Genomic DNA, 13,439 nt, shown 5'->3' on the forward strand with positions numbered 1-13,439 from the left:
CCCCGCAGCGGACAAAAGCCCGGCATTTTTTCAGGAGCGGCGCAGGCGGAAGAGCTGGGAAACGGGAAGGCCCTGGGCATAGAGGGCGGACAGATAGAGCACGGCGCCGAAGGCCAGACAGACCAAGGCGGCGGGCAGGCCGTCGCAGCCCTGGTCCAGCAGCACCCGGAAGAGCAGATTGATGCACAGGCCCATGAGCAGGGCGGCTAGGCCGGGGGCGGTGATCCAGAGAAAGATCTGGAGCCGGAGGCCGGTGGCCCGGCGGAGGGAGACGGCGCCCAGCACGACCCCAACCAGGGCGCTGATGAGAAAGGCCCACACATAGCCCCGCAGCCCCACGCCCGGGATGCCCACGGTGAGAAAGACGATGACCAGCTCCACCGCGCCGCTGATGAGGGCGTTGCGGGCGGCGGCGGGCTGGCGGCCCACGCCGTTGAGGGAGCAGGAGAGCACCGACTGATAGCAGGAGAGCACCACCCCCACCGACAGGGGAGCCAGGTAGTTTCCCACGGAGCTCTCGCGGAACAGGACGGCGCCCAAGGTGGGCCCCAGCACCACCAGAAAGGCCATGGCGGGCAGCATGAGCACCGAGGTGCCCAGCATGGCCTTGGAGACCCGGCGATGGACCTCGGATCTCCGGCCCAGGGCGGCACTCTCGGCCAGCTTGGGCACCAGCACCAGGCCCAGCGCGGCGATGAAGGCGGTGGGCAGGTTCAGCAGGGGCAGGGACATGCCGAACATGACCCCGAAAGCGGAGATGGCGGCGGAGACCTCCATCCCGCCGGCCACCAGCCGCTGGGGAATGAGGATGGCGCACACCGAGCCCATCAGATTGCCCAGCAGGGCGGTCAGGCCGATGGGTACGGCGATGTGAAGGATGCGGCGGTCCAGGACCCGGCCGGACTCGCCGCGGCCCCGGTCCGGGGGCAGGCGGCGGGTATACCGCCGGTGGAGGAGCGTGAGGGTGCAGGAGGAAAAGACCTCGCAGATCACCATGCCCGCCACAATGAGCCCCACGGTCCGCTCGGGGCTCTGGGGGAGGAAGAGCACCAGCAGCCCCAGCACCGCCACGGTGCGCACCAACTGCTCCAGCATCTCCGTGCATGCGGGAGGACGGATCAGGCCCGAGCCGTAGAAGGCGTGCTTGTGGAGGTTTTCCACCCCGGTGAGGAGAAGGCAGGGTAGAAGAAGCACCAGCCCCAGTCGGGTCCGGGCGTCGCCCAGCAGATAGACGGAGATGGCGTCGGAGAACAGCACCACCGCCAGACAGGGCAGGACCAGCAGGAGGAACAGGGCGGCCAGACACCGCCGGAGCACCTGTCCGGCGGCCCGGAGGTTGCCCAGAGCCTGGTATTCCGAGGTGAGGCTGGACACCGCCGCCGTCAGGCCCACGGCGGTTACGGACAGCAGCACCGAATAGACCGGCATAACGAGCTGATAGAGGCCCATGACCTCCGCACCGATGAGGCGGGAGAGGAGGATACGGTAAATAAAACCCAGAAGCTGGGAAAAAAGTCCGGTGGCCGTCAACAGCAGCGTACCGTAAAGCATGGATGTGCGGCTCAGTTTCAAAAAAGCGCCCCCTTCCTGGCAGAGTATATTCAAGGGGGTCAATGAACATGTGGCGGGACAACTTTAACGCTTTACAACGGCAGGGAAAACGTGGTATCATAGAGCCCTGTAAATCCACCTCCGCAAGGGTGCAGAGAGAGAAGGAAGCGCGCCATGCCTGCCACGTTCATCAATGCGGGGCTCATCCTGCTGGGGAGCCTCATCGGACTGCTGTTCAAAAATTTCATCCCCCCGCGCTTTTCCAGCATCGTCACCCACGCGCTGGGTCTGTGTGTGCTGGGCATCGGGGTTTCCTCCGCCGTAGGCACACAGAACGCCCTGTGCGTCATCGTTTGCATGGTGGTGGGTACCATCCTGGGGGAGGCCCTCCGCATCGAGGACCGGCTGGACTCCGTGGGGGGCGCGCTCCAGCGCAGGCTGATGAAGGCAGGTGGCAGCAGCCGCTTTACGGAGGGATTTATGAATGCCTCCGTCCTGTTCTGTGTGGGGGCGATGGCCATCACGGGTTCCCTCAACGCCGGACTCAACGGGGACTACACCGTTCTGGTGTCCAAGGGGGTCATCGACGGGGTGACCTCCATCACCTATGCCGCCACCTTCGGTGTGGGTACCGCGTTTTCCGTGGTACCGCTGATCCTCTACCAGGGGGGACTGACCCTGCTGGCCAGGTGGGTGGGGCCTTATCTGGCCCCGGCGGTCATCACCGAGATGAGCGCCGTGGGCGGCACCATCATCATGGGCATCGCCATCAACATGCTGGGTCTGGGCCAGGGAAAGATCAAGGTGGGCAATATGCTGCCCGCGATCTTCCTGCCGCTGGCATACCTGCCTCTGGCCGAATGGCTGGGCAGGCTGATGGGGTGACCAAGGCGCTGTGCCGCCTGCCGCGGACCCGTTCTGAGAGGCGGAATAGGTAGCACCAATTTAGTGGTACTACCAATATTTCGCTTTGGTACCGAGTTATGCCTTTCCGCGGAAAATCGGTCATTTCGCACGTTTGAATGGGAGGAATGTGGGTAAAATCCCGCAAAATTCATAGATAGAACACAGATTTTTCATGTTTCCCTCTTGCGTATGCCAGGGAAAACAGCTATACTAAGAGCGGTGTGGGGAGGGGATACCCCAGCACCACTCCGCTTAAAAACGGAGAATCGCAATAAGGAGGCAGCAAAGTATGGGATTCGTGAAATTAGAGCAGCAGGGGCACGTTGGGATTCTGACGATTGACCGTCAGGAGGCTCTGAATGCCCTGAACAGCCAGGTGCTGAGCGATCTGGACGCAGCTCTGGACCAGGTGGAAGCCAACGAGGAAATCTATGTGGTCATCCTCACGGGCGCGGGCCGCAGCTTTGTGGCAGGCGCGGACATCGGAGAGATGAAGCAGTTCTCTTCCATCGACGGCCGGAACTTCGGCATCCACGGCGGCAATGTGTTCCTGAAGCTGGAGAACCTGTCCAAGCCCGTCATCGCGGCGGTGAACGGCTTCGCGCTGGGCGGCGGGTGCGAGATCTCCATGGCCTGCGACATCCGGCTGGCCAGCGAGAAGGCCAAGTTCGGCCAGCCCGAAGTGGGCCTGGGCATCACCCCCGGCTTCGCGGGCACCCAGCGTCTGCCCCGCATCGTGGGGATCTCCAAAGCCATGGAGCTGATTCTGACGGCCAAGGTCATCGGGGCGGAAGAGGCCAAGGCGATCGGTCTGGTCAGCGAGGTGTACCCCGCCGACGAGCTGATGCCCAAGGCCCTGGAGCTGGCCAACGCCATCTGCGCCAACGCACAGATCGCGGTGAAGGAGTCCAAGCGCTGCATCCGCAAGGGCATGCAGACGGACATCTACACCGGCTGCGCCTTCGAGGCGGAGGCCTTCGGCGTGTGCTGCGGTACTGAGGACAAGGACGAGGGCATGGGCGCGTTCCTGGAGAAGCGCAAGGAGAAGAACTTCAAGAATCGGTAAGCACAGCCGGAAAAGAATCGCGAACCCGTTCCATACACATACATAATAGGAGGAAAAGAACATGAAAAAGATTGTTGTCATCGGCGGCGGCACCATGGGCCTGGACATCGCGCAGGTTTTTGCCAAGAAGGGCTTTGATGTAGTGGTCCGCGACATCAACGACGATATCATCAAGGCTTCCGAGGGCCGTCTGAACAAGGGCCTGGATAAGCTGGTGTCCAAGGGCAAGATGGACGAGGCGAAGAAGGCCGACATCCTGGCCCACATGACCTTCACCACCGACCTGAACATGGCCGCGGACGCCGACCTGGTGGTGGAAGCCGCCATTGAGAACCTGGACATCAAGAAGAGCATCTTTGCGGAGCTGGACAAGATCTGCAAGCCGGAGACCATCCTGGCCACCAACACCTCCTCCATCTCCATCACCGCCATTGCCGCGGCCACCAAGCGCCCGGACAAGTTCATCGGCATGCACTTCTTCAACCCCGCCACCGTGATGAAGCTGGTGGAGGTCATCCGGGGCGCTCACACCTCCGACGAGACCTACAAGGCCGTGGCCGACCTGTCCGTGGAGATCGGCAAGGAGCCCGTGGAGGTCAACGAGGCCCCCGGCTTTGTGGTCAACAAGATCCTGATCCCCATGATCAACGAGGCCGCCGACCTGCTGTACACCGGTGTGGCTTCCGCGGAGGGCATCGACACCGCCATGAAGCTGGGCGCCAACCATCCCATGGGCCCCCTGGCTCTGGGCGACCTGATCGGTCTGGACGTCTGCCTGGCCATCATGGACGTGCTGTACAACGAGACCCACGATCCCAAGTACCGCGCCTCCCTGCTGCTGCGCAAGATGGTCCGCGCCGGCACCCTGGGCCGCAAGACCGGCAAGGGCTTCTTCGATTACAGCAAGTAAAAGACTTTCCCTCTGGAAACAAAAACGGGGACCGGACAACTGTCCGGTCCCCGTTTTTTTATGTATATCGCCGCAGTACGTCCTCCAGCAGGAGCGGGCCGATCAGGGAAGTCCCCAGCAGCACGGCCGCCATCGCCTGCACATAGTCGGCATACCAGTTCAGCAGCCAGGGGTCCGCCGGCCCGGTCCACAGACGCAGCAGCAGGGCGGCCAGCAAAAAGATGGTGGTCATACACAGCCCGCGGGTCAGAAGGAACAGAGGCCAGTCGTGCAGCGCCACCCGTTTTCGCAGCCAATGACGCATGTGTTCACCTCCGATGCGGCGCAGGAGCACCGCAGAATCTGCCATCATCATACCAGGGGTGCGGCACAATGGCAAGTTCCAAAATATTCCTTTCGCTCGACATTTTTTGCGATACTTTCCGTATATACCACCATATAATGTAAGCAAGATGTTAAAAGGAGGAGGAAAAACACAAGATGAGGGAGCTGTTTGTAGAGCGCCGAACGGTCCGGGGAGAGGATGGCGTCTCCCACTGCTTTGATTACTATGTCGTAATCGGAGAGATGGAGGTAGCGGAGCATTTTTCCTGTGAGAGCTATGGGGTCAAGGTGGCGGAACAGGGGGGCGACAGCGCCGTCATTCCCAACGTCACGGTCAGCATTTCCCGTATCGACGGACTGATGGAGCTGCTGACGCGCAACACGGTGGGGCCCGCCGCGGTGGGAGACGTGGTGGCCGACTGGCTGTGAGAAAAGGAAAGACGCACTGTTCCGGCTGGTCCGGAGCGGCGTGTCTGATTGTCTGGATGGGTCAGGTGTCCGGCAGCATGAGCTGATAGACCACCTGAGAGGCATCGACCAGGTTTCGGATGGCGATGCGCTCTTGGGTGGTGTGCTCGTGCTCCATGCCACAGGCCAGTACCACGGTCTCGATGCCATGGGCATTAAAGTTGTTGCCGTCGGTGCCGCCGCCCGTGTAGGTGGTCCAGGGTTCGACGCCGGTCCGGCGGCAGGCGTCCATCAGCCGCCGAACATGGGGGTGGTCGTCCGGGAAGCCGTAGCTCTGATAGCTGTGGTGCAGTCGGTACTCCAGCCTGGCCCCGAGGGCGTCGCAGGCCTCCTGCAGGCAGGCCACCATGTGGTTGGCCTGGGCCTTCCGCTTCTCCGGGCTTTTGCTGCGGGTCTCGGCGGCAAAGGTGACGTGGTCCTGGACCACGTTGGTCTCCCCCACGCAGGAGAGCGTGCCGATGTTGGCGGTGGTCTCCTCGTCAATGCGCTGGAGCCGCATCCGGCTCACCGCCACGGCGGCGGCCTGGATGGCGCTGACCCCCTTCTCCGGGTCGGAGCCGGCATGGGCCTTCCGCCCATAGATGTCGGCGTAAATGCGAATCTGACCGGGCGCGCTGGAGACGATCTTACCCACGTCGTTGCTGGCGTCCAGCACCACGCCGTATTTGGCCTTCAGGCGGCCGTAGTCCACGTTGGCCGAGCCGTTGAGGCCGCCCTCCTCCCGGATGGTGAAGAGGATGTCCATGGGGCGGTGGGGGACGCCGCTCTCCAGCAGCGTGCGCAGCGCCTCCAGTATGGCGGCGATGCCGGACTTGTCGTCGGCCCCCAGGATGGTGGTGCCGTCGCTGTAGATATAGCCGTCCCGGATCTGAGGCCGGACCCCCTTGCCGGGAGTGACGGTGTCCATATGGGCGCTGAAGAGGATGCAGTCACTGTTGGGGTCCCCCTCCAGGTGGCAGTAGACATTGGCTCCGTCCGAGCCGGCGGCCTTTCCAGCCTCGTCGGTGGTCACCGGAAGGCCCAGCGCCTCCAGATCGGCCACCAGCCGGGCGGTCATCTCCCGCTCAAAGTGGGTCTCGCTGTCGATCTGGACGTAGTCCAAAAAGGTCTGTGTCACGCGTGCTTGGTTGATCATGGCCATCCCTCCGTTTTTTCTATCATATCATAGGCGGCCCGCCGCCGTTATACCGATTTTGCATAGAAGAAGGACGCCCGGTGCATAACCGGGCGTCCTTCTGACGCTATTCCTGCTCTGAGGGGACGGCCTGGAGCCAGTGCTCGGCGGAGGCGCGCCAGGCGGCGGCGTTCTCCTCCGTCTGGGTTCGGGGGAAGACCTCCAGCTCGTTGGTCAGAAAGATTCCCACCCAAGGGGAAAAAAGGTCGGCTCCCGCTCGGTTCAGGTGGCCGGGGTCAAAGAAATGGAGCGTCGGGTCCAGGCCGATGGAGGTGATCTGACTACTCCAGTCGAAGTATTTGGCCCTGGGGTCCAGGGCGGCCACATCGGAGCGGATGCGCTCGTATTCCTGCGCGGGGAGCTGGCTGTAGGTGGGGTGGAAGACCACCACAGGCAGAGCGCCGTACTCCTCGCACAGGGCCAGAATCCGACCCAGGTCGGCCAGATTCTGCCGGTAGACGGCGTCCGGCTTCACCTCTCGCTGGAAGGGGCCGTCGGCGATCTGCTCGAACACCCCCTCCACGGCGGTGTAGCCCTTGAGCTGGTCGGCCCCTTTGGGGGCCAGGGCCCACAGGGCGCTCTGCACGGTGAGCTCCTTCCAGCGGCTGTGGTAGAAGTACAGGTCAAAGAGCAGGCCGGTACGCAGCTCGGGCTCCGCGGCCTCAAAAATGGCGTGGAGCTTGTTGGTGGAAAAGGGCATATAGCCCACATTGATCTGGCTGTAGTTTTGGTAGCGCTCAAAGTGGAGGGCGGAGGCCTCGATGAGCACCACCTGCGGCGTCTGGGTTTTGAGGGCCTCTCTGAGGTACCAGTAGGTGGTGGACAGAGTCTGCTCCGGGCCGGCCAGCACGTAGCCGGTCAGGCCGGTAGCGTCATAGATGAGGCTTGGATTGACGTCGCAGTAGGCGTAGGAGCTGCCCAGGTAGAGGTAGTCCAAGCTGTCCTTAGGTTCGGCCAGATAGGGCTCCCACACTGCGCCGTAGTCCACCCGGACTGGCCGCAGAGCGGCCCCGCACAGCCCCAGCAGCAGCGCGGCCGTCAGCACGAAGGCGGCGGCGAACAGAAGTTCTTTGCTTTTTTTCATGGCCGTTCCCCCTAAAACTTGAAATAGATGAAGTCTTGGGGATCGTATCCGGTGCCATATACCCCGAAAAGGAACACGCAGAGCAGCAGGATCAGGGCGACGAGCCACCGCAGAGGGCGGGGGAGAGCCAGGACCCGGGCGCGGACGCTTCCGCGGAGGGAAAGCAGGTCCACCGCCAGCAGGGCCAGGCCGGCCAGGGCGGCGGCCAGGAATTCGCGGCGGTCCAGCCCCATAGAGGCCAGTACCGGATGGACCAGCGCGGGGCCGGCGGGGAGCATGGCCCGCAGCACGGACAGAGCCCCGGAGAGGGAGCCCGCCTTGAAAAAGACCCAGGCCAGGGTGGCCAGGACGAAGGTGACCGCCATCTGCCACAGGACGGTGAGGGGGCGGTCCTCCCGCATCCGGAGCGACTGGCGGCACCGGGCCCGCAGCCTGGCGGTGAGACCGCCGGCCACCTGATAGATACCGTTGAGCAGGCCCCAGACCACGAAGGTGAGGGCGGCGCCGTGCCACAGGCCGCTGACGGCGAACACGAGGAGGATGTTGAGGTATTTGCGGGTCCTTCCCCGGCGGCTGCCGCCCAGGGGGATGTACAGGTAGTCGCGGAACCAGGCGGACAGGGAGATGTGCCACCGCCGCCAGAATTCGGCAATGGAGCGGGAGAAGTAGGGCGTGCGGAAGTTTTCCATCAGATGAAAGCCCATGGCCTCCGCCGAGCCCAGGGCCATGTCGGAGTAGGCGGAGAAGTCGCAGTAGATCTGAACGGAGAAGGCGCAGGCGGCGGCGATGACCTGGAGCCAGCCGAAGTCCCCGGGGGCGGCGAACACGGCGTTCACCAGCACGGCCAGCCGGTCGGCGATGCACAGCTTTTTGAATGCGCCCCACAGAAAGCGCAGCAGCCCGGCCCGAAATTTGTCATAGTCGAACCGGTGGACCTCACGGAACTGGGGGATCAGCCCGCCCGCCCGGGCGATGGGGCCGGAGATGACATGGGGGAAGAAGGAGAGGAACAGGGCGCAGAGAAGGAAGCTGTGTTCTGCGGCCCGGTCGCCCCGGTACACATCGATAAGGTAGCCCGCCGCCATGAAAAGGTAGAAGGAGATCCCGGCGGGGAGGATCAGATCCAGGGCGGGGGAGGAGAAGGAGAGGCCCGCCGCGTCCAGCACCCGCTCCGCCAGAGAGAAGGCAAAGTCCAGGTACTTGAAGAGGAAGAGCGTCCCGAACAAAAGTGTCAGCAGCAGCGTCAGCAGGGCTTTCCGGCTCGCTCCATCCCGGCGCTCCAGCAGCCGGGCTCCGGTATAGGTGACCAGCGTGGCGCACAGGAGGAAGGCGAAGCAGTCCGGCCCGGCGCAGAGATAGAAAAACCAGCTTGCCGCCAGCAGCCACAGGTTTTTACAGGGCCGGGGCAGCAGGAAGTAGAGCAGCACCGTGGCCGGAAAAAAGAGCAGATAACCGGGGGAGAGAAAGCTCAAACGCCGTCACCTCTTTCCAATAAAGTGCTTCCGCCGGAGCAGCGGTGGCATATAATCATATTGTAACCGAACCGAGGACAAATAGCAACAGCCGGGGTGCGGTCCGGTGAGGCCGGAGGGGAGGGAGATAGATGTTTGTAACATTTTTTGGATACAATATTTACGTTTTTTGAGAAAATGTGATAAAATGAAGATACAATTGACGGCTGCCGTAGCCGAAGGGGGGTGGTCTCCGGTATGAAGTGGTCTCTGTCGGCGGAGTTTTTTGCATGTATCCTTCTGATGATTCTGCTGCTCTACTTTTATGAGCGAAGGTGGGCGGTGACGGCGCGGCGGAGGATGTACGGCCTGTGTCTGTGGCTCTCCCTGAGCTCCGTGATTCTCAATACGCTGTGTGTGGTGACCATCCAGAACGCGGCCCGGGTGCCGCTGTGGGTCAACCTGATGCTGAACAGCGCCTATTTCCTGATCAGTGTTCTCATGTGCTCCATGACGGCCCTATACCTGTTCTGCCTCATCTTGGAGCATGTGTACGACAAGGGCTGCCTGCGCCGGGCCCGGCGGTGGGTGAGCGCATTGACGCTGATCGATCTGGCGGTGGTGCTGTGGAACCTGGGCAGCGGGGTCATGTTCTCCTTCGATGCGATGGGGAACTACCAGAGAGGTCCTCTCAACCGGCTGGGCTACGGCATCATGGCCGCAGAACTGGCGCTGCTGCTGCTGTGCTATTTTAAAAACCAGCCCTGTGTCAGCCGGGACATGGTGCGGGTCATGCGGACCCTGCCCCCGGTGGCACTGCTGCTGATGCTCTTTCAGCTCCTCTATCCCGAGCTGCTGCTCAACGGCACCATCATTGCCATGGCCGATCTCATCCTGTTTCTCGGCTTCCAGTGCAGCAGCGTGGAGCAGGACGGCCTGACGGGGATCGGCAATCGAAACAGCTTTTATCAGGAGATTTCTCTGCGTCTGGCGGGGCGGCAGCGGTTTCAGGTGATCCTGCTCTCCCTGCACCACTTTGTCAATGTCAACCAGCGCTTCGGCCACGCCGCGGGCGACGCCTTCCTCTATGAGATTGCCCGCTGGCTGGACCATATGGAGCCGGAGGGCCGGGCCTTCCGCTTTGGCAACGTGGAGTTTGCCCTTCTCCTGCCGTGGGAAAGTCAGGAGAAGGGGCGCAGCAGCCTGGAGACGGTGCAGCGGCGGTTCCAGCGAACCTGGACGCTGGGAGACGCAGAGACGCTGATTCCGGCCCGGCTGACCGACCTGGTCTGCCGGGGGCAGGCCTGGACGGAGGCCCAGGTGCTGGAGCTGCTGGAACACGGGCTTCGCCTGGCCAAGCAGGGGCCGGAGGAGACGGTGGAGTGCGGGGAAGCGGTTTGGGAAGCGCTAGAGCGGCGGAAAGAGCTGCTGGAGCTGATCCGCCGTTCCATTCGGGAGCGGCGCTTCCGGGTCTGGTATCAGCCGGTGTACCGCTGTGGGACCGGCGCCTTCTCCTCGGCGGAGGCCCTGCTCCGCCTGGAGGATTTTCAGGGGCGGGCGGTGCCTCCCTCGGTATTCATCCCGCTGGCCGAAGAGACGGGACTCATCGACGAGTTGAGCTGGATCGTGCTGGAGGAGGTATGCCGTCTGCTGGGCGGCGGGCAGGCCGCCGGGCTGGAGACGGTCTCCATCAACCTGTCTATGCAGCAGTTTATGGACCCGGACCTGACCGGGCGGGTGACCGGCTGCCTGGCCCGTCACGGCGTTTCACCGGAGCGGCTGAAGATCGAGATCACCGAGCGGGTGCTGCTTCAGGACCTGGAGCGGATGCGAAAGGTCATGGGCGAGCTGTCCGCCAAGGGTGTGCGCTTTTATCTGGACGACTTCGGGACCGGTTATTCCAACCTCTCCAGCGTACTGGACCTGCCCTTCGAGTGTATCAAGCTGGACCAGAGCCTGCTGGTTGCCTTCCCGGAGGACAGGCGGGCGGATATGCTGGTGCATACGCTGTTGGAGCTGTTCCACAAAATGGGGCAGCGGGTGGTGGTGGAAGGCGTGGAGACGGCGGCCCAGGCGGAGGGCCTCCGGCGGTATGACGCCGACTGGCTCCAGGGCTATTACTATGCCAGACCGCTGCCGGAAGAGCGTCTGCTGTCCTTCCTGCTGGACCGCTCGCTGACTGCAGCCCGCTGAAGCGGCGAAAAGGGCCCCGCGCCTCCTGCGGAAGGCGCGGGGCCCTTTTGACGGGAAAGGGGAAAAACAATGGCCGGAACGGGTAAAAAAACGGGCGCAGGCACGGCACCGGGGCACGGCGGACGGCATACCCTGAAGTAGAGAATAGTTAGGAGGGTAAGCCCATGTCAACGGAACCACAGGTCCGATATTTTTTAGGTGCGAATTCCCCTGCGGGATTTTATTCCTTGTACGATCAGCTCATCGACCCGGCGGAGGCAGACGCCGTTTTCATCCTGAAGGGCGGCCCCGGCTGCGGAAAATCCACCTTGATGAAGCGGGTGGCCGCCGCCGCCGAGGAGCGGGGGCTCCAGGTGGAGTACATCCGCTGCTCCGGCGACCCCGACTCCCTGGACGCCATCCTCCTGCCGGAGAAAAAGACCGCCATCGTGGATGGCACCGCCCCCCATGAGAGAGCAGCAATAGGACCTTTTACTGGGACAAGCATTTGAATATTACCGACAATGCACAGCGGCACCGCCCGCCCAAGGCCCCCCGGCGCTTCTCCGCGGAGACGGACCGGATCGGGCGCTCCGACAAAGTCCGGCGACCAGGCTTCGGTTCCGCGCGGGCGGATGGACCGGGTGCGGACCGGCGTCACCGGTTCTGGCGGGCCTGCTGATACTCCTCCCTCAGCATGGACATCAGGTGCACGTCGTAAAGTTTCCCGTTTTTCCGGCAGTTCCTTCGCAGGACCCCCTCGTACTGAAACCCCAGCGACCGATATAACTCCGCGGCCGGATTGCCGGTATAATGGTCCAGATAGACCCGCTCCATGCCCCATGCCTCGAAGCACTGCTTCAGGATCGCCTGCATGGCCTGCTTTCCGTAGCCCTTGCCCCGCAAGGCGGTATCCGCGATATAGATCCGGAAGATCTCTACCTTCCAGCCCTCGATCCGGTCCGCCAGCACGATCCGCCCGATGGGCCGCCCCTCGGGCTTGAGCAGGATGGTGTACTGACGCCGGCCCGGGTCGGCCGCGTCTCTGCGATAGATCGCCTCCACCTCCGCCCGGCTTTGTCCATCGGCAATGCTGAAGAATTGCGTTACCTCCGGCCTGCGCTCCCATTGGTAAAACAGCTCCAGATCCGCCTCCTGCGACGGCCGGACCCACAAGTCCGCTGTCTCCATCCACGCCATTTGTAATACGCGCTCCCTTCCTCTTTTTTGTTGGGTTCAGTTCGGATAGTAATACAACCTGCCGTCCGCCAGCTCCTCCCGCACCTGCCCTTCCAGCCGGAGCAGGTCCAGGTGGGAGAGGCACTCCCCCACGGCAAACCATTTTTGGGGGATGGGGAAGTCCTCCCAATTTTTGGCCCGGATGCGCCAGGTCATCCGTCCCGCGATTTCGAAGGGGAGCAACCCCGGCTCCTCCCGGACCACCTTGAGGCACTCCTCCAGCCGGTATGCATGGTGCCGCAGCAGCGCGTCCACACGGGCATGGAAATCTCCGGTGGCCCGGTGGGCGGGCAAGGCCGTTTTTACGTCATACTCCCGCACCTGCTTCAGACTGCGCAGGTAACAGCCCAGGGCATTTTCCAGATTGGGCCAGCGGGTGATGTTGGGGGTGATGTCGAACAGCACATGGTCGCCGGTAAACATGACCTGCTGCTCCGCCATCCACAGGCACAGGTGGCTGGGCGTGTGGCCCGGCGTGCGGAGGACCTCCAGGCGATAGCCCCCCACCTCCAGCACAGCCCCCGCCGACAGGCGGGTATAGCGATCAAAGCTCGGGTCAGGCGCAAAACACCGGCCTGGGTGCGTCTGCGAGGCAATCCGGAGCATCTCCGGCGGGATGCCGGCCATAGCGAAGCGCGCGTCTTCCTGACGCTCCAGTTCAAAACGCGTGCTCCCCACGATCCAGTCCCGGTCCAGGTCGTCGAGGAAGACACGGCTGGACGCGGAGGCCACCTCCGGCAGCAGGCCGGTGTGGTCCGAGTGGAGGTGGGTCAAAAAAATATCGGTATCCTCCATGCGTATGTTCAGCTCCTGCAGCCCGTCGAAGAGCGCCCGGCGGCAGGTCTCCTGCCGGAAGCCCGTATCGATCAGCAGGCTGCGGTCCTTCCCGCGGATCAGATAGCAGTTGAGCTCACGAAGGGGGTTGTTGGGCAGAGGGACGGGGATGCGGTAGATGTTGCGCATGACTTCACGCGGCATGATCTTCGCCTGCTTTCTTTTTTTGATTTTGGGTCGCCCCTGTATAATTGCAAACGTTATGCCAACTTTATAATTGGATGGCGCCGATTCCATTTGTGTTTCGGTTCTTTGGCTTG

At 62.8% G+C, this 13,439-nt stretch carries 13 protein-coding genes; 6 read left to right on the forward strand and 7 right to left on the reverse strand.

All coding sequences use genetic code 11. From position 1 onward, the window contains the following. Positions 1-30 precede the first annotated feature (30 nt). On the reverse strand, positions 31-1,572 hold the full coding sequence (locus B3H64_RS08635; RefSeq protein WP_242853751.1) for a putative polysaccharide biosynthesis protein: 1,542 nt from the start codon (positions 1,570-1,572) through the stop codon (positions 31-33). A 153-nt stretch (positions 1,573-1,725) separates the two neighbouring features. On the opposite strand from B3H64_RS08635, the gene B3H64_RS08640 reads away from it, so the two are divergent. The 3 genes from B3H64_RS08640 to B3H64_RS08650 all read left to right on the forward strand — a co-directional run bounded on the left by B3H64_RS08640 (position 1,726) and on the right by B3H64_RS08650 (position 4,433). After that, positions 1,726-2,436 (forward strand): DUF554 domain-containing protein, encoded by a 711-nt coding sequence (locus B3H64_RS08640; RefSeq protein WP_286734466.1) that lies wholly within the window; start codon positions 1,726-1,728, stop codon positions 2,434-2,436. Between the two features lie 310 nt (positions 2,437-2,746). Next, positions 2,747-3,523, forward strand: a complete 777-nt coding sequence (locus tag B3H64_RS08645) for an enoyl-CoA hydratase-related protein (RefSeq protein ID WP_050618925.1) — start codon at positions 2,747-2,749, stop codon at positions 3,521-3,523. A 61-nt stretch (positions 3,524-3,584) separates the two neighbouring features. Continuing rightward, the gene (locus tag B3H64_RS08650) at positions 3,585-4,433 is read left to right on the forward strand and encodes a 3-hydroxybutyryl-CoA dehydrogenase (RefSeq protein ID WP_050618924.1); all 849 of its coding nucleotides are present in this window, start codon (positions 3,585-3,587) and stop codon (positions 4,431-4,433) included. Positions 4,434-4,491: 58 nt separating this feature from the next. Here B3H64_RS08650 and B3H64_RS08655 read toward each other — a convergent pair whose 3' ends face one another. Beyond that, on the reverse strand, positions 4,492-4,737 hold the full coding sequence (locus tag B3H64_RS08655; protein WP_050618923.1) for a hypothetical protein: 246 nt from the start codon (positions 4,735-4,737) through the stop codon (positions 4,492-4,494). A 176-nt stretch (positions 4,738-4,913) separates the two neighbouring features. Between B3H64_RS08655 and B3H64_RS08660 the strand changes: the two genes are divergently transcribed. After that, positions 4,914-5,186 (forward strand): DUF6514 family protein, encoded by a 273-nt coding sequence (locus B3H64_RS08660; RefSeq protein WP_050618922.1) that lies wholly within the window; start codon positions 4,914-4,916, stop codon positions 5,184-5,186. Between the two features lie 61 nt (positions 5,187-5,247). Here the strand turns inward: B3H64_RS08660 and B3H64_RS08665 are convergent, their stop codons facing one another. From B3H64_RS08665 to B3H64_RS08675, 3 genes are all read right to left on the reverse strand, one after another. Next, a complete protein-coding gene (locus B3H64_RS08665) occupies positions 5,248-6,360 on the reverse strand; it encodes a M20/M25/M40 family metallo-hydrolase (protein WP_286734472.1) in 1,113 nt (370 codons plus the stop codon). Between the two features lie 106 nt (positions 6,361-6,466). Beyond that, the gene (locus B3H64_RS08670) at positions 6,467-7,483 is read right to left on the reverse strand and encodes a hypothetical protein (RefSeq protein ID WP_286734474.1); all 1,017 of its coding nucleotides are present in this window, start codon (positions 7,481-7,483) and stop codon (positions 6,467-6,469) included. An 11-nt stretch (positions 7,484-7,494) separates the two neighbouring features. Beyond that, positions 7,495-8,955: an MBOAT family O-acyltransferase gene (locus B3H64_RS08675; protein ID WP_050618919.1), complete on the reverse strand. Its 1,461-nt coding sequence runs from the start codon at positions 8,953-8,955 to the stop codon at positions 7,495-7,497. A gap of 237 nt (positions 8,956-9,192) precedes the next feature. Between B3H64_RS08675 and B3H64_RS08680 the strand changes: the two genes are divergently transcribed. Both B3H64_RS08680 and B3H64_RS08685 read left to right on the forward strand, forming a co-directional pair. Next, complete coding sequence (locus B3H64_RS08680; RefSeq protein WP_286734477.1) at positions 9,193-11,127, forward strand: EAL domain-containing protein; 1,935 nt, start codon at positions 9,193-9,195, stop codon at positions 11,125-11,127. A 164-nt stretch (positions 11,128-11,291) separates the two neighbouring features. Then, positions 11,292-11,618, forward strand: coding sequence for a hypothetical protein (locus B3H64_RS08685; protein ID WP_050618917.1), 327 nt, complete (start codon positions 11,292-11,294; stop codon positions 11,616-11,618). A gap of 145 nt (positions 11,619-11,763) precedes the next feature. Here the strand turns inward: B3H64_RS08685 and B3H64_RS08690 are convergent, their stop codons facing one another. Both B3H64_RS08690 and B3H64_RS08695 read right to left on the reverse strand, forming a co-directional pair. Next, complete coding sequence (locus B3H64_RS08690) at positions 11,764-12,282, reverse strand: GNAT family N-acetyltransferase (RefSeq protein WP_286734481.1); 519 nt, start codon at positions 12,280-12,282, stop codon at positions 11,764-11,766. Positions 12,283-12,342: 60 nt separating this feature from the next. Then, on the reverse strand, positions 12,343-13,323 hold the full coding sequence (locus B3H64_RS08695; RefSeq protein ID WP_286734482.1) for an MBL fold metallo-hydrolase: 981 nt from the start codon (positions 13,321-13,323) through the stop codon (positions 12,343-12,345). Between the last annotated feature and the right edge of the window lie 116 nt (positions 13,324-13,439).

This window comes from Intestinimonas sp. UBA1698 (assembly GCF_002320075.1).
Lineage (GTDB): Bacteria > Bacillota > Clostridia > Oscillospirales > Oscillospiraceae > Intestinimonas > Intestinimonas massiliensis.